The 24,637-nt window shown below is 41.1% G+C and carries 25 protein-coding genes; 15 read left to right on the forward strand and 10 right to left on the reverse strand.

Going from position 1 to position 24,637, the window contains the following annotated elements:
- The first annotated feature begins 67 nt into the window (after positions 1–67).
- Entirely contained in the window at positions 68–703 is a 636-nt protein-coding gene (locus WDB87_RS03870; RefSeq protein WP_286248727.1) for a methyltransferase family protein, read from the forward strand.
- Between the two features lies 1 nt (position 704).
- On the opposite strand, the gene WDB87_RS03875 is transcribed toward WDB87_RS03870, so the two are convergent.
- Genes WDB87_RS03875 through WDB87_RS03885 form a run of 3 tightly spaced genes read right to left on the reverse strand, consistent with a single transcriptional unit; the run spans position 705 to position 5,343 of the window.
- Positions 705–2,738, reverse strand: a complete 2,034-nt coding sequence (locus WDB87_RS03875) for a putative bifunctional diguanylate cyclase/phosphodiesterase (protein ID WP_337849108.1) — start codon at positions 2,736–2,738, stop codon at positions 705–707.
- A 2-nt stretch (positions 2,739–2,740) separates the two neighbouring features.
- Positions 2,741–3,274 carry a YfiR family protein gene (locus WDB87_RS03880; protein ID WP_286248729.1) on the reverse strand — a complete coding sequence of 178 codons (534 nt, stop codon included), beginning with the start codon at positions 3,272–3,274 and terminating at the stop codon, positions 2,741–2,743.
- 8 nt (positions 3,275–3,282) lie between these two features.
- Positions 3,283–5,343 carry a TonB-dependent receptor plug domain-containing protein gene (locus WDB87_RS03885; protein ID WP_337849109.1) on the reverse strand — a complete coding sequence of 687 codons (2,061 nt, stop codon included), beginning with the start codon at positions 5,341–5,343 and terminating at the stop codon, positions 3,283–3,285.
- Between the two features lie 405 nt (positions 5,344–5,748).
- Between WDB87_RS03885 and WDB87_RS03890 the strand changes: the two genes are divergently transcribed.
- From WDB87_RS03890 to WDB87_RS03900, 3 genes are all read left to right on the forward strand, one after another.
- A complete protein-coding gene (locus WDB87_RS03890) occupies positions 5,749–6,765 on the forward strand; it encodes a Kelch repeat-containing protein (protein ID WP_286248731.1) in 1,017 nt (338 codons plus the stop codon).
- On the forward strand, positions 6,762–7,478 hold the full coding sequence (locus tag WDB87_RS03895) for an SIR2 family NAD-dependent protein deacylase (protein ID WP_286248732.1): 717 nt from the start codon (positions 6,762–6,764) through the stop codon (positions 7,476–7,478). Before WDB87_RS03890 ends, WDB87_RS03895 begins: the two co-directional genes overlap by 4 nt.
- Positions 7,479–7,599: 121 nt before the next feature.
- On the forward strand, positions 7,600–8,397 hold the full coding sequence (locus WDB87_RS03900; protein WP_286248733.1) for a response regulator transcription factor: 798 nt from the start codon (positions 7,600–7,602) through the stop codon (positions 8,395–8,397).
- 58 nt (positions 8,398–8,455) lie between these two features.
- Here the strand turns inward: WDB87_RS03900 and WDB87_RS03905 are convergent, their stop codons facing one another.
- Complete coding sequence (locus tag WDB87_RS03905; RefSeq protein WP_337849110.1) at positions 8,456–9,058, reverse strand: LysE/ArgO family amino acid transporter; 603 nt, start codon at positions 9,056–9,058, stop codon at positions 8,456–8,458.
- Between the two features lie 105 nt (positions 9,059–9,163).
- Between WDB87_RS03905 and WDB87_RS03910 the strand changes: the two genes are divergently transcribed.
- Positions 9,164–10,063: a LysR family transcriptional regulator ArgP gene (locus WDB87_RS03910; protein ID WP_337849111.1), complete on the forward strand. Its 900-nt coding sequence runs from the start codon at positions 9,164–9,166 to the stop codon at positions 10,061–10,063.
- Positions 10,064–10,078: 15 nt separating this feature from the next.
- Here WDB87_RS03910 and WDB87_RS03915 read toward each other — a convergent pair whose 3' ends face one another.
- Positions 10,079–11,392: a M20/M25/M40 family metallo-hydrolase gene (locus tag WDB87_RS03915; RefSeq protein ID WP_337849112.1), complete on the reverse strand. Its 1,314-nt coding sequence runs from the start codon at positions 11,390–11,392 to the stop codon at positions 10,079–10,081.
- 706 nt (positions 11,393–12,098) lie between these two features.
- Between WDB87_RS03915 and WDB87_RS03920 the strand changes: the two genes are divergently transcribed.
- From WDB87_RS03920 to WDB87_RS03935, 4 genes are all read left to right on the forward strand, one after another.
- Positions 12,099–12,557, forward strand: coding sequence for a hypothetical protein (locus WDB87_RS03920; protein ID WP_337849113.1), 459 nt, complete (start codon positions 12,099–12,101; stop codon positions 12,555–12,557).
- A 186-nt stretch (positions 12,558–12,743) separates the two neighbouring features.
- Complete coding sequence (locus tag WDB87_RS03925; protein WP_286248737.1) at positions 12,744–12,998, forward strand: type II toxin-antitoxin system Phd/YefM family antitoxin; 255 nt, start codon at positions 12,744–12,746, stop codon at positions 12,996–12,998.
- Positions 12,991–13,254, forward strand: coding sequence for a Txe/YoeB family addiction module toxin (locus tag WDB87_RS03930; protein ID WP_286248739.1), 264 nt, complete (start codon positions 12,991–12,993; stop codon positions 13,252–13,254). Before WDB87_RS03925 ends, WDB87_RS03930 begins: the two co-directional genes overlap by 8 nt.
- Positions 13,255–13,444: 190 nt before the next feature.
- Positions 13,445–13,621 (forward strand): DUF6429 family protein, encoded by a 177-nt coding sequence (locus tag WDB87_RS03935; RefSeq protein WP_337849114.1) that lies wholly within the window; start codon positions 13,445–13,447, stop codon positions 13,619–13,621.
- Positions 13,622–13,775: 154 nt separating this feature from the next.
- Here the strand turns inward: WDB87_RS03935 and WDB87_RS03940 are convergent, their stop codons facing one another.
- A complete protein-coding gene (locus WDB87_RS03940) occupies positions 13,776–14,456 on the reverse strand; it encodes an SDR family oxidoreductase (protein ID WP_337849115.1) in 681 nt (226 codons plus the stop codon).
- Between the two features lie 283 nt (positions 14,457–14,739).
- On the opposite strand from WDB87_RS03940, the gene WDB87_RS03945 reads away from it, so the two are divergent.
- Complete coding sequence (locus WDB87_RS03945; RefSeq protein ID WP_337849116.1) at positions 14,740–15,591, forward strand: mechanosensitive ion channel family protein; 852 nt, start codon at positions 14,740–14,742, stop codon at positions 15,589–15,591.
- Positions 15,592–15,842: 251 nt separating this feature from the next.
- Here the strand turns inward: WDB87_RS03945 and astB are convergent, their stop codons facing one another.
- From astB to WDB87_RS03960, 3 genes are all read right to left on the reverse strand, one after another.
- Positions 15,843–17,189 (reverse strand): N-succinylarginine dihydrolase, encoded by a 1,347-nt coding sequence (gene astB / locus WDB87_RS03950; RefSeq protein WP_337849117.1) that lies wholly within the window; start codon positions 17,187–17,189, stop codon positions 15,843–15,845.
- 412 nt (positions 17,190–17,601) lie between these two features.
- Positions 17,602–18,705 (reverse strand): L-dopachrome tautomerase-related protein, encoded by a 1,104-nt coding sequence (locus WDB87_RS03955; RefSeq protein ID WP_337849118.1) that lies wholly within the window; start codon positions 18,703–18,705, stop codon positions 17,602–17,604.
- A gap of 2 nt (positions 18,706–18,707) precedes the next feature.
- Positions 18,708–19,718, reverse strand: a complete 1,011-nt coding sequence (locus WDB87_RS03960; protein WP_337849119.1) for a zinc-binding alcohol dehydrogenase family protein — start codon at positions 19,716–19,718, stop codon at positions 18,708–18,710.
- Between the two features lie 147 nt (positions 19,719–19,865).
- Between WDB87_RS03960 and WDB87_RS03965 the strand changes: the two genes are divergently transcribed.
- Positions 19,866–20,765, forward strand: coding sequence for a LysR family transcriptional regulator (locus WDB87_RS03965; RefSeq protein ID WP_337849120.1), 900 nt, complete (start codon positions 19,866–19,868; stop codon positions 20,763–20,765).
- On the opposite strand, the gene WDB87_RS03970 is transcribed toward WDB87_RS03965, so the two are convergent.
- The gene (locus WDB87_RS03970; RefSeq protein ID WP_337849121.1) at positions 20,754–21,212 is read right to left on the reverse strand and encodes a MarR family winged helix-turn-helix transcriptional regulator; all 459 of its coding nucleotides are present in this window, start codon (positions 21,210–21,212) and stop codon (positions 20,754–20,756) included. The genes WDB87_RS03965 and WDB87_RS03970 overlap by 12 nt on opposite strands.
- Before the next feature lie 136 nt (positions 21,213–21,348).
- Here WDB87_RS03970 and WDB87_RS03975 point away from each other — a divergent pair, with 136 nt between their 5' ends.
- From WDB87_RS03975 to arsJ, 4 genes are all read left to right on the forward strand, one after another.
- Positions 21,349–21,777 carry an organic hydroperoxide resistance protein gene (locus WDB87_RS03975; RefSeq protein WP_337849122.1) on the forward strand — a complete coding sequence of 143 codons (429 nt, stop codon included), beginning with the start codon at positions 21,349–21,351 and terminating at the stop codon, positions 21,775–21,777.
- A 184-nt stretch (positions 21,778–21,961) separates the two neighbouring features.
- Positions 21,962–22,315, forward strand: a complete 354-nt coding sequence (locus WDB87_RS03980) for a metalloregulator ArsR/SmtB family transcription factor (protein WP_286248758.1) — start codon at positions 21,962–21,964, stop codon at positions 22,313–22,315.
- A gap of 38 nt (positions 22,316–22,353) precedes the next feature.
- The gene (locus tag WDB87_RS03985; RefSeq protein ID WP_337849123.1) at positions 22,354–23,364 is read left to right on the forward strand and encodes an ArsJ-associated glyceraldehyde-3-phosphate dehydrogenase; all 1,011 of its coding nucleotides are present in this window, start codon (positions 22,354–22,356) and stop codon (positions 23,362–23,364) included.
- 29 nt (positions 23,365–23,393) lie between these two features.
- The gene (gene arsJ / locus WDB87_RS03990) at positions 23,394–24,617 is read left to right on the forward strand and encodes an organoarsenical effux MFS transporter ArsJ (RefSeq protein ID WP_286248766.1); all 1,224 of its coding nucleotides are present in this window, start codon (positions 23,394–23,396) and stop codon (positions 24,615–24,617) included.
- Positions 24,618–24,637 lie beyond the last annotated feature (20 nt).

The raw sequence follows: 24,637 nt of genomic DNA on the forward strand, positions 1-24,637 counted from the left end.
TAACCTTGTTAATGAATAGCATGGCTATTATGATGAAATTATTAAAAAGGATGAAGAAAATAAATTAATGAGCTACCAACCGTTGATAGATGATTCTGTTTCGCTAATTGAATTTACGCGTGTGTATTTAGCGCTTTTTTATACGTTTGTGGCGGGGTTTTACACCGTTAGAATTATTCATAAAAACCGCTCAACCCCTGCGGGGGTTATTTTTCCAGGCGCTAAGTTTTGCACTAGCTGGTGGAATCATATGGCGTTTAAGTTTTTTAGGACTGCTATATGGTTTGTGTGTGTGCTGCGTGTGTTTGTTCCCGCCACTGATAACTACTTAGGTCTATTTAATACCTTAAATGGGTGGCCAGGTGTTATGTTTGGCAATATATTGCTCACCTCGGGCTTTGTGCTCAGTATGGTTGTTCATTTTCATATGGCGTCACTTTGGCGCTCGGGTATAGACCCAAATGGGCCACAAACGCTTAAAACTACAGGATTATACAGTTTTTCGCGTAATCCTATGTATGTCGGTGTGGCAACTGCTCAGTTGGGGTTCTTTTTGGCATTACCGAGCTTATTTAGCTTAATTTGCCTTGCTGTGGGCTTATATGCACTTTATAAACAAATAGCCGTGGAGGAAGCGCATTTAGTAACGCGTTTTAAAAATGACTACCTAAAATATAAGCAAACCGTACCGCGCTGGTTGTAGCTTATTCAACGGTTGCTTTTATTTGCAGATGGCTATTTATAAAATCTTGTTTTGAGAGCGGCTTTGAATATAAATAGCCTTGAATGTAATCACAGCCCAACGCGATTAATTGCGCTTGCTGGGTAGGTGTTTCTACCCCTTCGGCGACCACTTCTACCCCTAAGTTATGCGCCATAGTAATTATAGCTTTAATTAGCGTTATACTGCTGCTATTGGCTTCAATATTTTGTATAAAAGATTGATCTATTTTAAGTATATCAATGTCTAATTGCTGTAAGTATGCAAGCGATGAATACCCAACGCCAAAATCATCAATAGCAATATCTATATCAAGCGCGTTAAGGCGTTTTAAGTGGTGCTGAATAGCGTTATCTGGATCCATTAAGCTGTTTTCAGTTATCTCAATTAAAATCGTATGAGGTGGCAGCTTATAAAGTTTGCAAGCCTCTACCCATTGGGTAACCCATATTCCGTCGCGATCAATTTCTAAAGGTGAGGTATTTACACTAATTTGCACCGGTGTATAGCTTAGTTTATTAAACTCTACAGCATCGCGAACAGCTTGCGACTTAACCCATTCGCCAAGATCTTTTATCAAGCCATTTTGCTCTGCTATGTCGATAAATTCGACAGGGCCAATAATGCCTCGCTCTGGGTGGTTCCAACGGATCAACGCTTCTGCTTTTTTTAGTGTGTGTGAATGCGGATCCCATATTGGCTGGTAGTAAAGTTCAAATTGGTTATTATTTAAACCTGTGCGTATTTCTTCTATGAGGCGGCGTTTTTCAATCGCTAGCTCTTCCATTTCGTATGAAAAAAACTCAAACCGGTTACGCCCCTTACTTTTAGATAAATACATCGCTTGATCAGCTCGTTTAACTAAGGTTTCGACCGATGTACCGTCATGCGGAAAAAACGCCACGCCAATACTTGCTGTTACCTGCACATGTTCGTTTTTTATGGTTATTGTTCGGGTCAGGCTTTTCATTACATCGTGTGCAATGTGCGAAACCGCTGTTGTATCGCTTATTCCTTTGAGAATTAAGGTAAACTCATCACCACCTAAGCGCGCCACTATGTCTTGCTGTTTTAAGCATCGGCGAAGTCGCTTAGCCACTTCGTGAAGTAATAAATCACCAAAGTCGTGGCCTAAGCTATCGTTTACTTCTTTAAAGCCATCTAAATCAATAAATACCAAAGAAAATGTTTGTTCAGGTGTGCTTACAAGCTGTTGCAGGTGCTCATAAAAATAACGGCGGTTAGGTAGGTCGGTTAAGCCATCTTGATAAGCATATTGATGCAGTTGAACATTGGCATTCTCAAGCTCTGTTGTTCTTCGTTTTACTTGGTTTTCTAGCAGGTTATCGCGCTGTTCTATAGTTTGTAGCATGGTATTAAAACAACTAGTTAGCTTACCCACTTCGTCCTTCGAAAGCTCTTTAGCACGCAAGCTATAGTCGTTAGATGAGGTAATTTTCTCTGCTGTTTGTGCTAAATATAAAATGGGGTTTAAAAAACGTTTTCTGAGCATTAGCGATACAAGCAAACTTAAAATAAAGCTAAAAATCATTAACACAATAATAAACCGGCCATAAAAATCGGCTCTGTCGTTTAGGTCACTGTCGTCGGCCCGCACAATCAGCGTACCGTAGTGTTGAGCGTCAATTGTTAATGCTGTTTTTATTTCTATTGTATGCGGTGCTGAGCTTTCTTGGTTGTATTTAGGTGACGTTACGCTTGCTATTTGTTGGCTCAAATTGTTAAACACTTCTACCGATACAATGTCGGAGCGCATTAATAGCGGCTCAATGAGCTCTTTTATTGCGGCGGTATCGTAAAATATTAAAGCAGTACTAATATTGGGGGCTAATATTTGCGAGAGTGATTTTAGGCTTTGTGTTTGTTCTTGTTTTGCGGTTTTTAGCTCATACGCGCTAAAAACTGCAGTCACGGTAGCCGTAGAGGTAAGTGCAACGCTCATTAAAATAAACAGCAGCTTTTTACTCATTGAATTTAGTGAGAAGTAGTTTTTCATTATTAGCCCTCAACTACACGTGCTAAGCGCAGCACTTTTGAGCTCATAGTAATGCCTGCTTTTTTAAGCTTGCTTGGGGCAACTTCAAAACGCACTTTACTACTTGAAAGAAAAAATCGAATATGTCCCTGTGCGGCTATAAAGCCATCGGTTTCGCCAACTATCATTGTATTTTTTAAATTAAGCGTGGTGTGAGCATTTAACCACTGGTTGTATGTATTATCGGTAATAAATACTATATCACAATCCTCAAGTGCAGTTGCCTCAAGTGGGGTATATTTATTGTGCAAGTGGCGATTATGTACTTTTCTATTTTCTAGGGCGGCATTGGCTATTGCTATAAATTGACTGTCGGGGCTACAAATTAAAAAGTCGGGTGTGTTTTCGTGTGCAGATTGCCATTGCCCTAAACGAGCAAAGTTATATAAAAAGCCTGCTTTAAGCACATATTCTTTTTGCACAGCAAATGCGCTTGCGCTTGTACAAAGCGCAAGGCCAAAAAATAGGTAAAGCAATCGATTTAAAAGCTTAAGCATTGGTTCTCTTAAAATGTTGCACTAACTGAAAACGTGACACACTCGTCAATGTAATTTGGAACTGTAAATGTTTCGCGAGTATTACCGTATTCTATATGTGAGCCTGCAAATAAGTTTTTGCCTGATACGGCAGTGGCCCAGTTATTGTTTATTTTCCAGTTCCATGTAAGGTCTACTGCGGTGTAGTTATCTGTATTGTACGTGTTTGAGTTTTCGGCTCTTAGCGTGGCATAAATAGAATGCTGCTCACTCAATTGGTAATTCAGTTTAGTAAATAATTGTCTGTTTACTGAGTCGTAGCCAATGGAAGGGCGGGTTGCATTAGGTAAGTCGTAATCTATTTTTGTATAGCTGTAGCCTATTTCGCTACTTAAGTTATCCATTAGTTGCATCGAAAATAATAAATCACCGCCGGTTGTGGTGGTTTTGCCTACTGAAACAAAGTCGTAGTCTAAGCTTGTTGTTTGAAGCGCTGCAAATGCTTGAGGTATTTGCCCTGTAAGGTAAAGGTTTAATGCAGGTATAAATTGTTCTATGTGAGGGTTTAAACTAATTACGGCAACATCATCCGCTTGCGTATTAAATGCAGAAACATCTAAAGACCAGTCTGCTTTAGATATACGGTAGCCTATCTCGTACGAGGTGTAGTTTTCGGCTTTTACGCTATCGTTACCATTTAAAAATGTAGCTATATGGTATTGATCTATTTCGGCAATACCCGTTTGCATGCCAACAACATCTGAGACTTTTTGGCCATTTACTCTAAAGTTATCATTATATTCAATAAGTGTAGGAATGCGCACGCTTCGAGAAATTGAACCCCAAGCTAGGTGGTCGTCATATGGCTGATAGGTCAAGCGGGCAAGGGGTTGGTTTTCCCAGCCAGTTAAATCGTTATGCTCTACTTTGGTGCCTACAATGAGATTTAACGTATCAGGAATCACACTGTATTGCGCTTGTAGCATGGCACCATATTGATAAAGGTTATCGAAGTCTCTGTCACTATTAATAAAAATACTATCTTGGAAAGAAATATCATTAAAGCGATAATTTAGCCCCCAATCTACCTGTAGCTCACCGGTAATAAAGTTCATTTGATAATCAACGTCAATCGATTCAAAATCTTCATTTATAAAGGGCTGATCACCTTGTTGTTTAAGCCACGACATTTGCAGCATTTGGTTTGCATTATCTGAAAGGCGATGCTCAACGCGGGTCATTAATCGCGTATCGCGCCTATCTGCAATAGTTGGAAACTGCTGACTGCGGTTAGACGCATCTACTACGCCAGTCAGGTTTTGGCCGTGCTCTGTGTGAGTATGATCCCCTTGCAGAAGGATTGACCACTCATCGCTTGGCGTAAAATCAGCTCTAAAGCCGCCAGCGTGCTGTTTAGTAAAGTCATTAGGTTTAATGCGGCTGCCTTTTTTAGAAGGTGCGGTATTTTTAGTATTATAGTAGCCCCTGTAACTACCAATATCAGAAATATCACCACCATGGCGAAGGCTTATGTCGGCATTTATTTGATTACCTGTAATTGCTTTAGCGTAAGTGTTGCGTGTATCTAAGCTATTTTTAGTAATGATATTGATAACGCCATTATTTGCGTTATTACCCCATAACAACCCGCCCTGACCGCGAATAACCTCAATGCGCTCAATATCATATAAAGGCACGTGTAACGACTCCCAGTACACAGCTGCAAATTTTGGCGTATATAGGCTTTGCCCATCTATCATTACTAATAATTTGCTTGAATAACGTGAAGCAACACCGCGAGCAGAAATAGCCCATTGATTGTTATCAAGTTGTCTTACTGCAAGGCCAGGCACCATTTTTAACGCCTCAGGAATAGAGGTAGCGCCCGAGCTTGTAATTTGCTCTTTGCTGAGCACATAAATAGAAGAGGCGGTAGTAAAGGCCGACTGTGCTCGTTTCATTGCAGAGGTTGCTTGAACATCCATTTCCATTAACGCGTCAAGGTCTAAATCATCGTCGTTTAATGGTTCTGCAGCAATTATTGGTGAGCCAATAATCAGTAAGCACAATAACTTTTTAGGTATTTTCACCTAGGTTTCTCCACAGGGATCAAAAATCAAAAACAGGATATATTTTTGTAAAACATTTGTTACCACAAAATATTAGCATACTTTATATTGCTAAAAGTACACTTTATTAGGTTAACTAAAATAAATTGCTTAGTAGCAAGTATGTTTTAAACTTAGCGCTAAATTATTAAAATTTGTTATCTTCTAAATAAAAATTACTAAAAAAGTCTCAAAATTTAATGATTGGGTCGTGTAAATTACTTTAGGGGTGAAGGTTGCTGATTATTGTAAAGCCTCATGAGCTGAAGTGAAAACACAGCACACCGGGATACGCATATTAATATGATAAATTACCTCAAGTTAGCTGGTTCATACAGGCAAAATAATTTACCCTAAGTGTATTCTTCACTTTTATATTATTTGTTTATGAGCCTTCTTTTTTCTATTGCGTTAGCAAGCCTTCCTGCTTTACCTGAACCCGTTGCAAACAATGCAGTCGCCAAGGTTACTGTTGAAAAGCAAAGCTATTTTTTAAGTTTTATGGGGCTTGGTAAAAACAAACAACATACCGATGTACACAACAAGGTGTTTTCACTTAAATTAGGTGAGAGCGCATGGCAACAACAAGCGAGTGTACCTTCAAGTTTGCCGTTAAAAGGACGTTTAGCGAGTACTGCGGTTGGCTTAGGTGAATACGCTTATATTTTTGGTGGTTATACGGTAGATAGCGACCATACTGAAATTTCAAGCCCCGACGTGTACCGTTTTGATATTAAAAGTAATACATACAAGCACCTTGCAAGTATGCCTGTACCGGTTGATGACAGCGTAGCGCTAAGCTACAAAGAGCGTTACATATACCTTATTAGCGGTTGGCATAACGATGGTAACGTAAATTTAGTACAAGTATACGACACCCAAACCGACACATGGCAACAGGCGTCGCCTTTTTTAGGTGAGCCAGTATTTGGCCAAGCAGCTGCTATTAGTGGTAACACCATTGTTATATGCGATGGCGTTAAAACCCAAGCCAACCCCAATTCACGCCGCTCTTTTGCAGGTGTTGCGCAGTGTTTAAAAGGCACAATAGATACTCAAAATCCACTAAAAATAGATTGGCGTACTTTGCCTCACCCAACGGGGGAGTCGCATTACCGTATGGCCGCTGCTAGCTACAATAACAATATTTACATGATTGGCGGCTCTAATAACCCCTATAATTACAACGGTATTGGTTACAATAAAAAGCCCGCTCCGGCAAGTAAACATGTGTGGCGCTTTAATATTGAGCAAAATAAATGGCTAGTTTTACCGCCTTTAGCCAAAGGCAGCATGGATCACCGCGGGCTACTTGAGCACAACGGGGCTTTGTATCGTATTGGCGGTATGAACAACCAACAGCAAGTAATAAGCGATGTAACAGGTTATGAGGTAACACAGTGAATACCCTTTATATTACCGGAGCAGGGGTAAGCGCTGCCAGTGGTATACCTACTTTTAGGGGCGAAGATGGCTTTTGGACGATAGGCAGTAAAAACTATACACCTATGGAAATGGCCACGCGTGCTATGTATCAAAACAATCCGCGCGAGTTTTTAGCTTGGTATTACAACCGCTTTGCAGCGTATCGTAACCATGGCCCTAACGACGTTCACCATTGGCTTAGCGATAAAAACTTAATAACCCAAAATATAGATGGGCTTGATGGCAAAGCGGGTAACAAAAATTATATTGCTATACATGGCAGGCTCGATCAGATGACGTTATTTCATGAGCAAGGCGAAGCCGTTAAACCGCTAATGACCCCATGGGATAGCGTAGACGAAAGCCGCTTACACGCATCATTGTTTGAGCTGTTTAACATTCAAAATCAAATACCTGAGCTCAACCATTCGTTTAAGCCTTTTGTGTTGTTGTTTGATGAATTTTACACCGAGCTTTACAGAATAACCGAAGCACAGCAGCGTATGCTCAATGCCGATAAAATGGTATTTATGGGCACTTCATTTAGCGTCAATATCACTCAAATGGCATTAGAAATAGCTCGTAATTACGATATACCTGTTGAGGTTGTTGACCCTAACCCTGTTCATATAATGCACAGTAATGTAACGTTCAAAAAAATGAATGCACTAGAATACATTCAATCTAATTAGAAAGTGCTATATTTTAAAGAGATTGCTAATGTTTTCTTAAATATTACAATCTCTTTTTATAATACTAACGAGCCAACAATGATATTATTATCCTGATTACAACAATACTAAAGAGATCTAAATGAGCGACTTAACTGCAATAGCTAACTTGTCAATTTTACTTGTAGAGCCCTCGGAGGTTCAGCAAAAAATAATAATAAAATCGCTTTTAGAAAGCGGTGTAAAACAAGTTGAAACTGCATCTACACAAACACAAGCGCTTAGCTTATTAGCAAGTTATCACCCAGACCTAGTAATAAGCTCTATGTATTTATCTGACGGCACTGCCGACTCATTGTTGCAAAAAATAAGATCAAACCCAGCCACTGAGCATCAACCCTTTATGCTTATATCGAGCGAACGTAATAAAAAGTATCTTGAGCAATTACGCCAATCGGGTGTACTGGCTATTTTACCTAAACCTTTTAGCGCAAAAGCCATTACCCGCGCACTAAAAGCAACGCTCGATATTATAAGCGAAGAAGAAGTAGAGCTTGATCATTTTGATGTAACACTACTACGTGTGCTCGTGGTTGACGACAGCCGCTTTGCGCGTAAACACATAATACGCGTACTTGCTGGCATGGGTATTCCTGCGCCAGTAGAAGCCGAAAACGGTAAAGAAGCCATAACGCACCTTAACGAGCAGTCGTTCGACTTAATCGTTACCGATTACAACATGCCGGAAATGGATGGGCGCGAACTAACCGAAACAGTGCGTGGCTCTAATGCTTACTCGCATATTCCAATTTTAATGGTGAGCTCAGAGGCAAACGAAACCCATTTGGCTAATATTGCGCAAGCGGGAGTTGATGCCATTTGTGATAAGCCGTTTGAACCCGCCACAGTGCGAGAGCTTCTATATAAAATAATGTCTTAGTCGATAATAAACGGCTAACAACAGCGGTAGTTAAATACATAATTACCGCTGTTTTGGCTTATTGGCTGGGCACGTTATATAACTGAAACGCTACAAAACATAAAATAACCGCAATGCAGCTATCAAATACGCGCCATCTAAACGGGGAGCTTAAAACCTTTTTTAACTTTGGCGCAAACAATACTAAGCTGCTAAACCAAATAACAGAGGCAACGCAAGCGCCAATAGCAAAGTGCATAGGCTCTGGTTGTAGTGCGCCAATACTGCCAAGCAGTAATACGGTATCTAAATAAACATGTGGATTTAGTAAACTTATTGCAAAGGCCGCAAGGGCTGTTTTCCACCAGCTCACTTTTATTACTTGAGTTACTTTTAACCCCGATGTGCCTTTAATTGCACTGCGTGCAGAGCCAAATGCTAAATAAAGTAACATAGCAATACCGCCCCACGTTAACCACGGTAATAACCCCGGCAACCATAGCTTTAACTCATTAGCTGCAAATACCCCTACAATAATTAATGTGGCGTCACAAATTATGCAAACTACAGCTAATACAAAACGGTTAGCGCCCGCCATACATTGGCTTAAAATCCAAATGTTTTGCGCCCCAATGGCAATAATTAAACTCAGCCCCAGCATCACACCCGACAAAAACGACATACTTTAAATCCAAATAAATAAAACCTGCTATTCAATGCCTTGCAGGGTAGGGAGTATTCTGTTACAAATCCAATGAATATATTTATTGTTATATGCGTAAAACTCATGATTGATTATCAGTTACTCAATGCGCTTAGCGCCGTAATAAGTGAAGGCGGATTTGAAAAGGCATCTAAAAAATTATTTATTACCCAATCGGCAGTGAGCCGGCGTATTCATCAGCTAGAAGCTAAACTAGGTGAGCCTGTATTAATAAGAACCCAGCCACCATTGCCAACAGCATTAGGCAAGCGCTTACTTAATCATTTACAGCAAGTATTACAGCTAGAAGTAGCCCTTAATGTGGGAGCGCTTAACGAGCATACTGATTTAAATACACCACTTAGCGTAAGGCTAGCTGCTAATGCGGATTCGCTTGCCACCTGGTTGCCCGAAGCACTCGCTGTGCTTGATAGTGAGCTTACGTGCAAACTACGCTTTGAAGTAATTAGTGAAGATCAATCAGTCGCCCATAAAAGAATGAAAGACGGCGAGGTTATGGTGTGTATTAGCTCATCACCCGAGCCTGTAAATGGCGGGCTTGTTAGCCCACTTGGCGCTATACGCTATAAAGCCATTGCGAGTCCTGAATTTATAAAGCAGCATAAAATCAACGACCTTTCGCAGTTAGCGCACTTACCGTGTTTAGTGTATAGCGACCTTGATAAGCTACAGAATCAGTTTTTAAACGACATTAACGGCTCAACACCACTGTTTACCCATATATACCCTTCATCAGAGGGATTTAAACAAGCCATGATCGCAGGCTTAGGCTATGGGTTATTACCTACATTACAGCTAGGAGATTCGTTAACAAAAGGAGAGTTAGTCGATTTATTCCCAGAATATTATATTGATACACCTTTGTATTGGCACTATTGGCAAACCGAAAGCCCGCAACTTAAAACGCTACGCAAATTTGCATTGCAAGTAGCGAACAAACGGTTAGAGCCTATTAACCCATAAAGGCTAAGCCTGCGTTTATAACTGGCCTAATCTGTATATAAGCAGCGCTGTTTTAGCGGTGTTTTTATTTAGGCTGGTTAAATCGGCGGTTTCGTTTTTAGTGTGCGCGCCACTGCCCATTAGGCCAAGGCCATCAAGCGCCATATCAACATGGTTTGCAGCAAACGAAATATCAGCAGCCCCGGCATTACGTGGGTTTGCAGCCACCACTTTGTTATAACCTAAGTCTTGGCTTGCTTGGCTATACAGTGCAAGCAGCTTTTTATTACCTTCGGTGAGCCCCATTGGTGGGTAGCCGTCTTCAAAAATAAGCTCAGCTTGGCTGCCATTTAAACTTTTAGCCACTATTTGCTGCATCACTTTTTTAGCGCCCTCTACCTGCTTTGGCGAAAGCGCCCGTAAATCACCCGCTACATGCACGGTTTGTGCAATTACATTACTTTTACCAAACGCTGAGGCTGATGAGTTAGCACTGTCGTACTGTGCATCAGTGCCACCCACAATAAGCCCAGGGTTAAAGGTTAAATTAGGTTGCGTGGCAAGTTGCTCTCTAAAGTCATTTAAAATACGCGACGCCTCATAAATAGCCCCATAGCCCACACTGTCACTAAATATTTGCGATGAATGTGCAGCATTGGCCGTTACGTTTAGCGTCCAGCCGGTATAACCACGGCGCGCTGCCATCGCGGTTTTAATATTGTTATCGCCGTTCTCAAAACCTAGCGCTACGTCAGCCCAAATTGCGCCATCAACAATAGCCTTTTTAGATAAACTAAGCGGGCGACCGCTGCTTTCTTCATCGCCGGTAAGCAGTACTTTTATGCTTACGTTTTCAAGTAAATTAAGGGCTTGTAAGCTTTTAAGTGCGGTAATTATAATAGTGTTGCCGCCTTTCATATCGGCTACACCTGGGCCGCTCGCTGTGTGTTCATCAATTTGTTTGTAGGTAGTAAAGTTATCGTGTTTGGCAAACACCGTATCAAGATGGCCGATCATCAGTATTTTTATTGCATCGGGATCATTACTCTCATGGGTTGCTAATACATGCCCTGCACGGTTAAACGCGCTGCCATCTAACCACTCAACCTTAAAACCAATCGCTTTTAGTTGCTCACTTGCAAGTGCGCCTACCTTTTTTACACCTTCAATATTAAGTGAGCCGCTATTAATATTTACCGCTTGTTCTATTTCTTTAAGCGCTTGAGGAATATTTTTATCGACCTGTTTTACTATTTCACGCTCGTTTTTATCAAGCGCCGCATGGCTTGTAAGCGACACGGTACTCGCAAGGGTAAATATAAGTGCTTGGCTAAATTTTAAAAGTGACATAACAGCCTCATAATTGAAGAAAAGAGTTAGGGCGTGTTTATCTTTGATGGTTGAATTTGCAGCAGTGTGTTTGGTTTTTAGGCAAGGCAGAGCCTATGTAGTGTGGTTACTCCCCATAAATAGGCGATAACGTAGCATAAATGCCAAACATGCGCTGCCCTATGGGTTCTTTCTAGGGACGATTAACTCTTTGTTGCTCGGTTTTTACTTATTCTTACATGGATGTAAGTCATTAGAATAACGCAGGAGCAGTTATCGAGCCCACTAGGTTACAAACCTCGCGCCGCGATTTAATCACCCCTAGATTGAACAAATTTCAATCCGCAAAGGTCAACACGCCCCAATATGAAGTAAAAATACTGAGGATTCAATAGAAGTAGATTGTGATTCTTAACTAATTTTATAAGCAATAACAGGTTACAAGTTTACGGGTTATAGGGTGTATGCGTTACTGGTTTAAACTCAGGTATTTAAAATAAAACCTCTTAATTAAGCAGCCAGTATAACTAAACAGCGATTTGTCTGACATTGTTGATCTCCACCATTTTGGGGTTTTGCTGCATTTAGGAAAGGAAAGTCGAAGCTAACTATCTGTTTACATGTGTTTATTTTATAGCTAGGATAAAATCACTGTAATATAGGGACATTTTTCGGTTTGTAAAGCGACAAATGTCGTAGACTAAATTGTTAGGGTTAAAATTAGGCAATGAAATGGACTGAACCTTGGATTAAATCAATCCAAAATCAAGAGAAATACAGCCTCATTTCAAAGGGGCTGTTAATTAGTTGCTTATTATGGACGCTGTTTTTTGTTTTTTTGGCCGCAATAAGTCTGCTGACTAAAGATGACTTTATCCATCACGTAACTAAAATTATTTGGATTGCGCCTGTGGGAGGTTTCATTTTAGCTTGGGTCTTGTATACGATTACTTGGCTGTCACCAGTTAAAATTGACTCAGGCCCCAAAGGCCTTGTTAGAATTAAAGCGGATAACATTACTTTGATACCTTGGGAACTGATCTCTTCATACAGGTTTATTTTTAAAGGCATCGTTTTTAAGTTTACTGATGATAGTGAAATTACATTCTTATTACCTGAAAAAATGGATCGAAATTCAATATCTAAGGAACTCAAAGCACACTCAATCAAACAAGATGTTTTGTAACCCATACAAGTTGCTTAAGCGGACAAAAAACAGTTGGTTTTTGCTCGTTCATCAAATATTTTAGCTCGTATGTCTTTGCGCCTTATATAGAAATTTGCTACCACGGCAAAGTAATGCACAGCATCCTGTACATGTAATGTTTTTCCAGCTAAACTTGGCTTATATAATGTACAAGTGAGGTGCAAAATGAGAATAGTCTCTTTTACCGAAGCCCGAAATAGTCTAAAAGCCGTTTTGGATAATGTAATTAATGATGCAGATACGACAGTCATCACTCGTCGTGACACTGAAGATGCGGTTGTAATGTCATTAGATTACTATAACAGCCTTATGGAAACTGTTCATTTACTTCGCTCTCCAGCGAACGTTGAACACTTAAACCGTTCAATTGCACAGTTTAAAGCGGGTAAAACAACCACGCGAGAACTGATTGATGAGTAACAGGTTATTATCATGGACTGATGAAGCTTGGAATAGTTACGTCTACTGGCAGACTCAAGATAAGAAAACCTTGAAGCGTATCAATAAGCTAATAACCGATGTTAAGCGCTCTCCTTTTGATGGGATTGGAAAACCGGAACCCCTTAAAGAAAACCTTTCAGGCTTTTGGTCTCGCAGAATAGATGATACCAATCGTTTAGTATATGCCGTGGATGATACAGCAATTACAGTTATTTCGTGTCGTTACCATTACTAGTAGTTAACAAAGTAAGCGAGATAATGCCCCTCACCCGTATTTGTGGTCGGCTCCCGTCACTTCGTTACGTATGTTAGCTCACGTGTAATGCCCCTACTTGGGTGTTAGTATCAATGTGAATAATGGAGATCGCAGTGGAAATAGATGAAAATAAAATTGATGAAGCAGCTTAGCGCTATTTTACCTTACTTTGCATGATAAGTTTGGTAGGGCTTGGAAACAAATAGATTGGAGTATTACCGATCGGCTTTATGAAAAAGGTTATATTCACGATCCCGTTGGTAAAACAAAGTCGGTTGTTTTAACTGAGGAAGGCCTTTTAAGATCAGAAGAGCTCTTCAAAAAGTTATTTGTCAAAAGTGATTGAGCTGTATGCGTAAAAGTCAGCTTTTTTGGGATATAAATAAGCTAAACATCTATTCTAAACTCTTTCTTCTACCTAGGCGGTATTTAAAGTTAACAACCGTCAGGTTTAACACCATTGGCACTAAACCTGACAGCTCAAACTCAACCAATCAATGTTAGTTAGTGGGCATTAAATAAATCTCGCGTACGCTGTTGCGCTGATTTGCTTCTATTGCAAACAATACCGCATCGGCTACATCTTGCGGGTCGAGTTTGTCGGGTTTTGCTTCATCAAAAAATGGGGTGTTTACCATGCCAGGGGCTATGGTGGTACAGCGGCCGTTCCACTCGCTCATTTCTTCAGCTAAGTTTTGGCCAAACCCGTAAGCAAACCATTTAGTTGCGCCATAAATAGAGCCTTTAATAGGCTTACGGCCAGCGGCTGAGCTGGTTAATATAAAATGCCCTTTGTTTTGGCGCAAATGTGGCAGTGTTGCTTTTGCCGTCCACAGCAGGGCTTTAATGTTTATGTCTATCATGGCTGACCATTCATCAGGGTCGCCTTTTTCGGTGCCTGCGGTTGAAACGCCCATACCTGCATTGGCAAATGCGGCATCTAGTCGGCCAAATTTTTCGAGCCCTTTTGTTACTACGTTTTCAAGCTCGGTAAAGTCGGTGGCATCTGCGGGTACACTCAGTGCGTTATCTTCACCTAATGATTGTACTAATTTAGTTAATTTGTCTTCGCTTCTGGCTGTAAGTATTACTTTGTGGCCGTTATTAACCAGTGTTTTAGCAGTTGCTTCACCTATACCACTTGAAGCACCTGTAATTAGAACTACTTTTTCTTTCGCCATGATTATTTCTCCTATGTTTTCATATTCAAAATGAGGACAGTATTTACAGTAACTTTTGTACTAACACTAACAGTGTAGGGTTAACCTAAATTGAATAGTAACGTTAGAGGAACATAGCTTTTATTTAATGCTTTAATTTAATACAAAAACAATAGGTATAACTGATTTATAGCTATATACTCGCGCCGTTTTTTAGCCATTAAGGTTAATTTGTGGGGTTAGCGTATTTAGCTTTGCTCCTTGTTAAATTGTGCTGAGTGTCAGCCCATTTTTTGGAATATGTATGAAAGACAAACTTATTGTGTTTTGGCAAAGCCATTCAGAAACCATTATCACTTTGGGTTACAAAGTGGTGTTAGCGTTGGCTATTTTAGTTGCGAGTGCACTTATTGCGCGCTCGGTTAAAAAAGCGATTAAAAACTCTAAGTCGCCATTAAAAAAGGTAGACGAAACACTTTTGCCGCTTCTATCGAGCATTGCGGGGTATTTAGTTTACATAATTGCTGGGCTGTTTATTTTAGATATTTTTGGTGTTAATACGGCAAGCTTAATAGCGCTAATGGGCGCGGCGGGTTTAGCTATTGGTTTGGCGCTTAAAAACACCTTAAGTAATATTGCCGCTGGCATTATGCTACTCATACTTAGGCCATTTAAAATAGGCGACTTTGTAGATGCGAGCGGCACACTTGGCACTGTGAACGAAATAAACTTATTTACGACCATTTTTAAAACCACCGACGGCCTTTATATCGCATCGCCTAACGGTAAAGTGTGGGGCGGCAACATTAAAAACTTTACCCGCAACGGTAAAAGGCGCATGGATATAGTAGTGGGAATTTCGTACGCCGACTCTATTGATGTAGGCTTAAATGTACTTAAAGAAATCGCCGAATCAGAAAGCCGATTACTTGCAGAGCCAGCACCTAAAGTAATGGTTACCTCAATAGGCGAAAGCGCGGTGAACATACAATTACGTGCATGGGCTGTAAATGGCGATTACTGGCAAACCGTGTGGGATTTAAATAAACGCGTTAAAGAAGCCATAGAAGGTGCGGGGCTGAGCATTCCTTTCCCGCAGCGAACGCTGCATATATCTGAGTCGATGGCATCGGCAATAACGGTAAATAACGGTTAATACCAATCCGCAATAATACTTAATCATTTTGCGGGGCTAAACGTGTCGCTACCTGCGTTAAAAAATTCTCATTTAGAACAACTAAATAACGAATTTTTTGCCTAGTTATCAACACGTTTTTCCAGCCTCAAAATAGATCTCTTAATTAAGCGAATTGGTATAAAAAACTTTTAAACTCTATTAGCATAAGCACAAATAAATATAGCGAGCCTTGGCTCGCTATTTTTGTATCAGCTTTTTGCTGACGAGTATTAACCTTCTAATTGAAAATCGTACACTGAGCCTAAGTTAAGCAGTTGGGTTAGTTCATCCAGTGCTTGGTAGCTTTCGGTTAATAAGGCTGAATCGGCAAAGTCGCTGGCGCCTAATCTATCGCGGTAGTTGCGTTTTGCCCAGTCACAAAGTTGGGTGTATTTAGTATCAGTTAAAATAACCTCAGGGTTTACTGCAGCAAGTTCTTGCTCGTTAAGGGCTACACGTAAACGCAGGCAGGCAGGTCCGCCACCATTTTGCATACTTTGGCGCAGGTCAAAAAACTGCACTTGGTTTACTGGGTTATCGGCTAAAATCATTTCTTCAATGTAGGCGTTTACTGCGCTATTACGTTGGCACTCTTGTGGCGCTACTAATAGCATTGAGCCATCATCTAGGCTTACTAATTGGCTATTAAATAAGTAACTGCTTACTGCATCGCTAATGCTTACTTTATCGGTAGGTACTTCAATTATGTATAGCTGTTTGCTGCCGGTGTAGGCATCGCGAATTTCTTGCAGGGCATCTTGTTGGTTTAAAAATGCTTGCTGGTGGCAAAGCAGTACGTTTGCGTTACCTACTGCAATTACATCGTTATGAAACACGCCTTGGTCTATAACATCTGGATTTTGCTGCAGTAAAATTTGGCTCGATTCTTTTAAATTATGTAATCGGCAAATGGCTTCTGAGGCTTCAAGAGTTTGCCTGGCAGGAAACTTAGCCGGTTTTGGTAGTTGGTTGTTAAAGGCACTTGCGCCAAATACAAACATTTCTAGGCCTTGCTCGCCGTGGCTGTCGCAAAGGCGGGTATGGTTAGCCGCGCCTTCGTCGCCAAAAAAGCCCTGATCGGGTAAATGCGTGTGGTGTGCAAAGTAGCTATCGTTATTAAACATGGCTTTTAGTAAGCGGGTAGTGGTAGCAGGCTCTAGCGAGCGATGAAACTTATTGTTTAAATTAGCTGAGGTAAAATGTACTTTGCCATCGAGGGTATCTGGCGAAGGTGAAACAGTAGCGGCATTGGCGGTCCACATTGCAGAGGCCGAATAACACGCGCGCAATAAAATAGGGTCTGCTTTAAATGCTTTATGAATAACTTGCGAGTCGTTGCCGGTAAAACCTAGGCGACGTAGTACGTTTAAATCGGGGCGTGCGTGGGGCGCAAACACACCTTGTGTTAGGCCTTTGTCGTGCATGGCTTTCATTTTTTCAAGGCCCTGTAACACAGCTTCTTGAGGGTTTGAAAAACTTGCCGCATTATTTAACGAGGCAACGTTACCATACGATAAACCCGCATAGTTGTGAGTAGGGCCAACTAAGCCATCAAAATTTACTTCTAAGGCGTGCATACACGTTCCAATCATATTGTTTTTAGTTACTTAACAATACAACGCAATGGCTGTGCTTGCAAAGCCTATAAATACTAAATTTATCGGCTGTAAACTCGCTCTTTGTCGCACGTAGTATGGGTATTGCTCGGATCGTTTACCTGCCATACGCTAATGTCTAAACGCCAGAGTAGGTAAAGGGTGTGGTATAGGTTAGCCATGGTATTTTCCTTGAAAGTTTCACTGAACACATTTGTACTTTGGAAGAATTATGCCAACTGTTAATTGAATATTTTATGAATATAAATCAGTAATTTATTAAAACATTAAAAATAACTTTTTAGCGTTTAGCACTACTTTGGGGCTCAAGGGCTTAAAAATTGCACCAAAAAGCCACGCAGCAGGTGCGTGGCTTATGTTTTATACGCGGAAATTAGCGCCCTACTTTACCCTTTACTAGCGGGTCGAACGACAGCACACTAAATTTCCCTTGGCTGGCATTTTTACCGTTATTTAATACTGGCGAGCGATGTAGCTCATCTACGGTAAAATATATTTTATGATCGGCGCCATAACTAAAGCCATCAGGCCAGCTTAAGCGCTCGTCTTTAAATAATACCTGGTATTTACCACTTGGTTTTACTACGCCAATTGCGTCATTGGTTATGTCGGTAACATACACATTGCCGCCGCCATCAACAATAATACCGTCGGAAATGGGTTTAGTGCCGTAACGCGTTACTTTACTCTCAAGGGTGCTTGCACTCAGGCTTTTATTGTTAATGTCGCTGGTGGCAATACGGTAAACCGACGTGCCAGACATAGAGCCAAAGTAAAGCCACTGTTCGCTTGGGTCGAGCGTGATGGGGTTTACGCCTAAACGAGCTGGTTGGCCGCCTAGTTTCATGGTGCGCCCTTCAATGACCATATCGATGTTTTCGGCTGTGGTGTATGGGCTATTTTGTAATACTCTGCGCGCCTCACCAGTTTTTAAATTTACGGTAATAATACCGGCTTGGCTGCCTTGTGCGGTGTCGGCAATGTATACAACACCGTGTTTATTATCGATGACTAAATCGTTTAAAAACGAGGTGTCGGTAATGGTGGGTTTAGCTAAATAAATTATTTTATGCAGCTGCTCTTTATTGGTATCCCAACCGACTAAACGCCCAGCATGATCAGGGCCTGATGTATCAAGCATCCATAATACGCCATCGGCTGATACATTTATGCCAAGCACATCGTAAAACCCTTTGCCGTTTTTATACGCGTATGCCCATTCTTCATTAGGGTAGGGTTTGGTGGTGCCATCGCTTAATAGCTCCATAATTTTTTGCTTTTGGCCGTAAAAACCATGTACCGATAAAAACTTACGACCCGATGGCGTAATAGCAATGTTACCCGGTGGGTGTTGCGCGTCGAATGTGGCTACTGTTTTTAAATCAGCATTTTGATTAGCGGTATTAGCAAACACACTGCTGGTTAAAAACGTGGTGCTGCAGGCTGCAACTAAAAGTAATTTTTTAATCTCGATCATGTTTAAAAGCCTTCTAAAACAAGTTTACCGCGTGATGTGTGCGATTCTAAAATTTGGTGCGCTTTATATAAATTAGCGGCGTTTATTGGGCCTAAATTTTGCCCAAGCGTGGTTTTAAGTGTACCTGCGTCTATCAGCTCACTAATTTCATTAAGTAAGGTGTGCTGCGCTGTTATATCGGCGGTAGCAAATAGCGAGCGGGTAAACATAAACTCCCAATGCACCGATATACACTTACGCTTAAATTTTAAAATATCGAACGATGTAGGGTCGTCTATTAGCGCAAATTTACCTTGGGGTTTTATACACTCCACTATTTGGTCTTGGTATTGGTCGGTATGGGTTAAGCCAATAACGTAATCAAACTCAGCTAACCCCATTTCTTTGCGCTGCTCATTTAAGTTTTTAGAATGATCGAGCACATGATCGGCACCTAACTCTTTAAGCCAGGTTACGCTTTGCTCGCGTGATGCAGTACCTACTACGTTTAGCCCCGTAAGCTGCTTGGCAAGCTGTACTAAAATAGAGCCAACACCACCTGCGGCGCCAATAACTAAAATAGATTGCTGAGTATTATGCTTATTTTTAGGCACTTGCAGGCGGTCAAACAGCATTTCGTAGGCGGTAATACTGGTTAGCGGCAGCGCTGCGGCTTGTGCGTCGGTTAATGTTTTAGGCGCAAGGCCTACAATACGTTCATCAACTAATTGAAATTGCGCATTACTGCCTTGGCGCGATAAATCGCCGGCGTAAAATACGCGATCCCCCACATTAAATAACGAAACCGACTCGCCAACGGCTTTTACAATGCCTACGCCGTCCCAACCTAATACTTTGTAGCCTTGCTCTGGCGCTACATTGGCACGTATTTTTGTATCTACAGGATTTACCGAAATAGCCTTTACTTCAATAAGTAGGTCGTGCCCGCTGGCGGTTGGAGTATCAAGCTCAATAGCCTGTATTGAGCTTGCTGTAAGCGTTTTTGAGTTTTTGGTATAGCCAAATGCTTTCATGTGCGTTCCTGATGTTTTTAACCAAGTGTTTTTAACGTGTAAGTGCTTTTAACCTTTAAGCACTTTTTATATTTAAGCACTATAGCTCAGTTGAAAAATAGAAAAAGACATGAAAAACTAAAGCACTTTCAAATTTTAATTGAAAATATGCGATCATTTAACGATATTCAAACTTTTATAGATGTAGCCAGTTGCGCCAGTATTTCTGAAGCCGCACGGCAAAACGCGCAAACCCCAGCGGCGGTAAGTGCAGCTATTAAGCGCCTAGAAAAAGATTTAGGAAACGTGCTGTTTATTCGCTCTACCCGCAGCTTACGCTTAAGTGTGGCAGGGGAGCAGTTTTTAAGTTACGCCAAAGATTCACTTTCGCTTATTCAACAAGGTGTAGCCGCAGTGCAAACTGTAGTAGGCGAAGTAACAGGAACGCTACAGGTATCGGCCCCGTGCGATTTAGGGCGTAATAAACTAAGTGAATGGCTTAATGAGTTTTTAGCGCAATACCCGCATGTAAAACTTAAACTGCACTTAAGTGACGAAGTAAGCGACATTTACAGCCAATCAATTGATATTGCACTGCGCTTTGGTGTACCAAAAGATTCGCAGTTAATTGCAGCGCCACTTTTTTTAAATAATGCGCGTATTTTAGTGGCCTCTGCTGAGTATGTAGCAAAAAATGGATTGCTTACACACCCCCTTAACTTAACGCAGCACACCACTATTACGTTTATGCGCTTTGGTGAGGTGTTTAAAGAGTGGCGATTTTATAAAAATGGCGCGGTGCAAAAAGTGCAGCTAAATTGCCAACACATAGTAAACGATGGCGAAATGGTTAGACGCTGGGCGCTAGAGGGCAAAGGCATTGCGTATAAGTCGTACTTGGATGTAATTGATAATTTAGCAAGCGGGGAGCTCGTTCATTTATGCCCACAGTGGCAAAGCGATCCACTACCGCTTTATATGATGTACGCCGACCGGCGCCAAATGACCCCGGTGATCACGGCATTTAGGGCGTTTATTCAACAAAAAATAACCGCGTTAGTTGGCTAACTCATCGTCACTTTTAGTATTTAAATCGTTTACCACTAAATCAAGCAGCTGCATAAGCTGTTTAGCTTGCGTAGGGTCTACACTTTCAAACTTACATAATATATTTTTTGGAATATCAGCGGCTTCGTTTTTAAGGGCTTGTCCACTTTGGGTAAGCTGAATTAGGCGTTTACGCTTATCGTGTTCGTCTTTAATAACAGCCAGCAGAGACTTTTCGGTCATTTTTTTGAGTATTTGGGTCATAGCGCCGCCATCAATAGCGGTTTTATCTATTAGCTGCGCGATGGTGATTTGGTCTTGCTCCCAAAGCGCCATCATCACTACATACTGCGGATACGTTAAGTTAAGTGCAGCCAAAGGCTCACGGTAAGCGCGAGCAATGCTATTTGATGCCATATATAGCCTATGACACAGCTGATTTTTTAATTTTAATTGCTCAAACGACATACCCAACTCCCAACGCGTTAATACTTTAAACTCAAAAAAACATTTTAATTTGCATGCAAAGTATTTGCAATTACTATTTATCTGCACTATTATTTTGCATGCAAAATAAATTAATTGATAAACTTTGGAGTTCACTATGAATGTATTACAAAACGTTGCCTACACAGCAAAAGCAACTGCAACCGGTGGCCGTGAAGGTGTAGCTAAATCTGACGATGGCCGTTTAGATGTAAAACTATCAACCCCAAAAGGGCTAGGTGGCGACGACGGACAAGGCACAAACCCAGAGCAATTATTTGCAGCAGGTTATGCAGCGTGTTTTATTGGCGCACTAAAATTTGTAGCCGGTAGCGAAAAAATTGCGCTACCAAGTGATACACACATTAATTCTGAAGTCTCTATTGGCGCGATTGAAGGTGGTTTTGGTATTGCAGTTAAATTAGCTGTATCACTCGGTGATATGGATAAAACAGCAGCGCAAGAGCTGGTAAATAAAGCACACCAAGTATGCCCATACTCAAACGCTACTCGCGGTAACATTGAAGTAGCGCTTTCGGTTATTTAATTTACTAATTAGTTAACGCTTTAACAGCCCAGTGGTTTTGCCACTGGGCTTTTTTGTGCGCTGAAATTTAGCAAAGTTCATATTAATTAAACTCCTCTAAAAAATATACGGAAAATCGTATATTCACTATTTCATATATTCTCGTTTTGTTTTATTGTATGCACATTAACTAAACGAGGATGCTATGGAACAACTCAACCCACTTCAATTTTACAAATGCTTAGCCGACGATACGCGCTTAAAAGCCATGTTATTAATTAGCCATGAGCAAGAGCTATGTGTGTGTGAGCTTGTTGCTGCACTTGAACTTAGCCAACCTAAAGTGTCGCGCCACTTAGCACAGCTTAGGCAATGTGGCTTATTGAGCGACCGTAAGCAAAATCAATGGGTGTACTACAGCATTAATAAAGCCCTGCCAGAGTGGGCTCTTAGTGTACTAACACAAACCAAAGATGAAAATTCTGCGTTTTATAACGACGATTTAAATCGACTCAATGCAATGGGTAATCGCCCTGAGCGTGCAGCAAGCTGCTGTTAATTAAGCAAATTGATATAACTTTACTAAAGGTATTTATTATGACAATTAAAGTAGGTATTAACGGCTTTGGCCGTATGGGACGTTTAACACTGCGCGCAGCACTTGAGTGGCCAGAAGTAGAATTTATTAAAGTAAACGATGTTGCAGGCGATGCTAAAACACATGCCCACTTATTAGAGTTTGACTCAGTACACGGGCGTTTAGCGCACAGCGTTACAGCAAACGAGAATAGCTTTAGTGTGGGTAAACACACTATTGCCGTTACTAATAACAAAACCATTAACGATACCGATTGGTCTGATTGCGATGTAGTAATAGAAGCCAGCGGTAAAATGAAAACCACTGAGCTGTTAAATCAATATTTAGCACAAGGTGTTAAGCGCGTTGTAGTTACCGCACCAGTAAAAGAAGACGGCATTTTAAATGTGGTTATGGGTGTTAACGATGATTTATATAACCCAGATGAGCACAAAATTGTTACAGCGGCTTCGTGTACTACTAACTGTTTAGCGCCAATTGTAAAAGTACTACAAGAAAAAGTAGGCATTAAGCACGGCTCAATGACCACTATTCACGATATTACCAATACCCAAACTATTATTGATGCGCCACATAAAGACTTACGTCGTGCTCGTTCGTGCGGTACTAGTTTAATACCCACCACAACCGGTAGCGCAACAGCCATTACGCATATATTCCCTGAGCTTAAAGGTAAGTTAAATGGGCATGCCGTGCGCGTACCTTTAACTAACGCATCAATTACCGACTGTGTATTTGAGCTTGAGCGTGGTGTAACAGCAACTGAGGTGAATGAATGGTTTGCTCAAGCGTCTAAAAACGAGCTTGCAGGTGTATTAGGTTACGAAGAAAAACCGCTGGTATCGATTGATTACAAAACCGATCCACGTAGTAGCATTATTGATGCGCTATCTACCATGGTTATTAATAATACCCAGCTTAAATTATACGCTTGGTACGATAACGAATGGGGCTACGCTAATCGTACCGCCGAGCTTATGCTTAAAGTTGCTAAAAGCGACTTGGTTTAACCATTTATAAGGTTTAAAGGGCTTTACCCATGTTTGAGCAACTTGCTAATTTACCTACAGCAATAAAACAGTATTTAATTATTACCGGTAATTACTGGGCATTTACCTTAACCGATGGCGCACTACGTATGCTGGTAGTGCTGCATTTTCATCAGTTAGGGTATGGTGCACTGGCTATTGCCATGCTGTTTTTGTTTTACGAAATTTTTGGTGTGATCACCAATTTAGTGGGCGGTTGGCTAGGGGCTCATTTAGGCCTTAATAAAACCATGAACTTTGGTTTGGCGCTGCAAATAATGGCGCTTGCCATGCTATGCGCGCCAAGTGAATGGCTTACAGTTGCTTATGTTATGGCGGCGCAAGCACTTAGTGGTATAGCAAAAGATTTAAACAAAATGAGTGCCAAAAGCGCCATTAAACATTTAGTGCCCGAGGGAGAAAGCGGCCAAGGCCAGCTTTACAAATGGGTGGCTATTTTAACGGGCTCTAAAAACGCGCTAAAAGGGGTGGGCTTCTTTTTAGGCGGGTTACTCCTTACGGTACTGGGCTTTGTCGGGGCTTTAAAAGCACTTATTATACTACTTACTATTGCGTGGATGATTAGCGTTGTATTTTTAAAAGGCGACATGGGCAAGGCTAAAAATAAGCCTAAGTTTAAAGAGCTATTTTCTAAATCCCGTGCAATAAACTTACTAAGTGCAGCACGATTATGCTTGTTTGCCGCGCGTGACGTATGGTTTGTAGTGGCTTTACCTATTTATTTAGCCCAGCAATTTAACTGGAACTTTTGGTGGGTAAGTGGCTTTATGGCACTTTGGGTAATTGGCTACGGTGGTGTGCAATCGCAAGCGCCGCGTATTACCGGCACCAGTAACTCAAGTGTTGATACCGTTAAACATGCCTATTTATGGGTGTTGCTGCTAAGTGGTGTAACAGCACTATTAGCACTTTTTATGCAACTTGATGTGGCCGTGCATGCCACGCTGATTATAGGTTTACTTATTTTTGGCGGTGTATTTGCTGTTAATTCATCTGTGCATAGTTACTTAATTGTCAGCTTTGCTAAAAGCGATGGTGTATCGCTTGATGTTGGCTTTTATTATATGGCCAATGCCATGGGGCGTTTACTGGGCACCGTGCTTTCGGGGTGGGTGTTTCAGGTTTATGGTTTTGTAGTGTGTTTGTGGGTGAGCGTAATTTTGCTTGTTTTGGCCTCTATAGCCACTGCCTTTTTAACCAAAAATAAAAGCTAAACGTTTGTATTAGATTTAAT

The organism is Pseudoalteromonas sp. C12FD-1 (assembly GCF_037414265.1).
Classification (GTDB): Bacteria; Pseudomonadota; Gammaproteobacteria; order Enterobacterales; family Alteromonadaceae; genus Pseudoalteromonas.

What these genes read in the sequence shown, in the direction of transcription:
- WDB87_RS03905 (WP_337849110.1), bottom strand. Translation starts at nt 9,058, where the DNA reads ATGTCGTTTTTGTCGGGTGTGATGCTGGGGCTGAGTTTAATTATTGCC.
- WDB87_RS03970 (WP_337849121.1), bottom strand. Translation starts at nt 21,212, where the DNA reads ATGTCGTTTGAGCAATTAAAATTAAAAAATCAGCTGTGTCATAGGCTA.
- WDB87_RS03915 (WP_337849112.1), bottom strand. Translation starts at nt 11,392, where the DNA reads ATGTCACTTTTAAAATTTAGCCAAGCACTTATATTTACCCTTGCGAGT.
- WDB87_RS03910 (WP_337849111.1), top strand. Translation starts at nt 9,164, where the DNA reads ATGATTGATTATCAGTTACTCAATGCGCTTAGCGCCGTAATAAGTGAA.
- arsJ (WP_286248766.1), top strand. Translation starts at nt 23,394, where the DNA reads ATGTTTGAGCAACTTGCTAATTTACCTACAGCAATAAAACAGTATTTA.
- WDB87_RS03940 (WP_337849115.1), bottom strand. Translation starts at nt 14,456, where the DNA reads ATGGCGAAAGAAAAAGTAGTTCTAATTACAGGTGCTTCAAGTGGTATA.
- WDB87_RS03955 (WP_337849118.1), bottom strand. Translation starts at nt 18,705, where the DNA reads ATGATCGAGATTAAAAAATTACTTTTAGTTGCAGCCTGCAGCACCACG.
- WDB87_RS03880 (WP_286248729.1), bottom strand. Translation starts at nt 3,274, where the DNA reads ATGCTTAAGCTTTTAAATCGATTGCTTTACCTATTTTTTGGCCTTGCG.
- WDB87_RS03925 (WP_286248737.1), top strand. Translation starts at nt 12,744, where the DNA reads ATGAGAATAGTCTCTTTTACCGAAGCCCGAAATAGTCTAAAAGCCGTT.
- WDB87_RS03920 (WP_337849113.1), top strand. Translation starts at nt 12,099, where the DNA reads ATGAAATGGACTGAACCTTGGATTAAATCAATCCAAAATCAAGAGAAA.
- WDB87_RS03960 (WP_337849119.1), bottom strand. Translation starts at nt 19,718, where the DNA reads ATGAAAGCATTTGGCTATACCAAAAACTCAAAAACGCTTACAGCAAGC.
- WDB87_RS03975 (WP_337849122.1), top strand. Translation starts at nt 21,349, where the DNA reads ATGAATGTATTACAAAACGTTGCCTACACAGCAAAAGCAACTGCAACC.
- WDB87_RS03945 (WP_337849116.1), top strand. Translation starts at nt 14,740, where the DNA reads ATGAAAGACAAACTTATTGTGTTTTGGCAAAGCCATTCAGAAACCATT.
- WDB87_RS03930 (WP_286248739.1), top strand. Translation starts at nt 12,991, where the DNA reads ATGAGTAACAGGTTATTATCATGGACTGATGAAGCTTGGAATAGTTAC.
- WDB87_RS03980 (WP_286248758.1), top strand. Translation starts at nt 21,962, where the DNA reads ATGGAACAACTCAACCCACTTCAATTTTACAAATGCTTAGCCGACGAT.
- WDB87_RS03965 (WP_337849120.1), top strand. Translation starts at nt 19,866, where the DNA reads ATGCGATCATTTAACGATATTCAAACTTTTATAGATGTAGCCAGTTGC.
- WDB87_RS03870 (WP_286248727.1), top strand. Translation starts at nt 68, where the DNA reads ATGAGCTACCAACCGTTGATAGATGATTCTGTTTCGCTAATTGAATTT.
- WDB87_RS03900 (WP_286248733.1), top strand. Translation starts at nt 7,600, where the DNA reads ATGAGCGACTTAACTGCAATAGCTAACTTGTCAATTTTACTTGTAGAG.
- WDB87_RS03985 (WP_337849123.1), top strand. Translation starts at nt 22,354, where the DNA reads ATGACAATTAAAGTAGGTATTAACGGCTTTGGCCGTATGGGACGTTTA.
- astB (WP_337849117.1), bottom strand. Translation starts at nt 17,189, where the DNA reads ATGCACGCCTTAGAAGTAAATTTTGATGGCTTAGTTGGCCCTACTCAC.
- WDB87_RS03890 (WP_286248731.1), top strand. Translation starts at nt 5,749, where the DNA reads ATGAGCCTTCTTTTTTCTATTGCGTTAGCAAGCCTTCCTGCTTTACCT.
- WDB87_RS03875 (WP_337849108.1), bottom strand. Translation starts at nt 2,738, where the DNA reads ATGAAAAACTACTTCTCACTAAATTCAATGAGTAAAAAGCTGCTGTTT.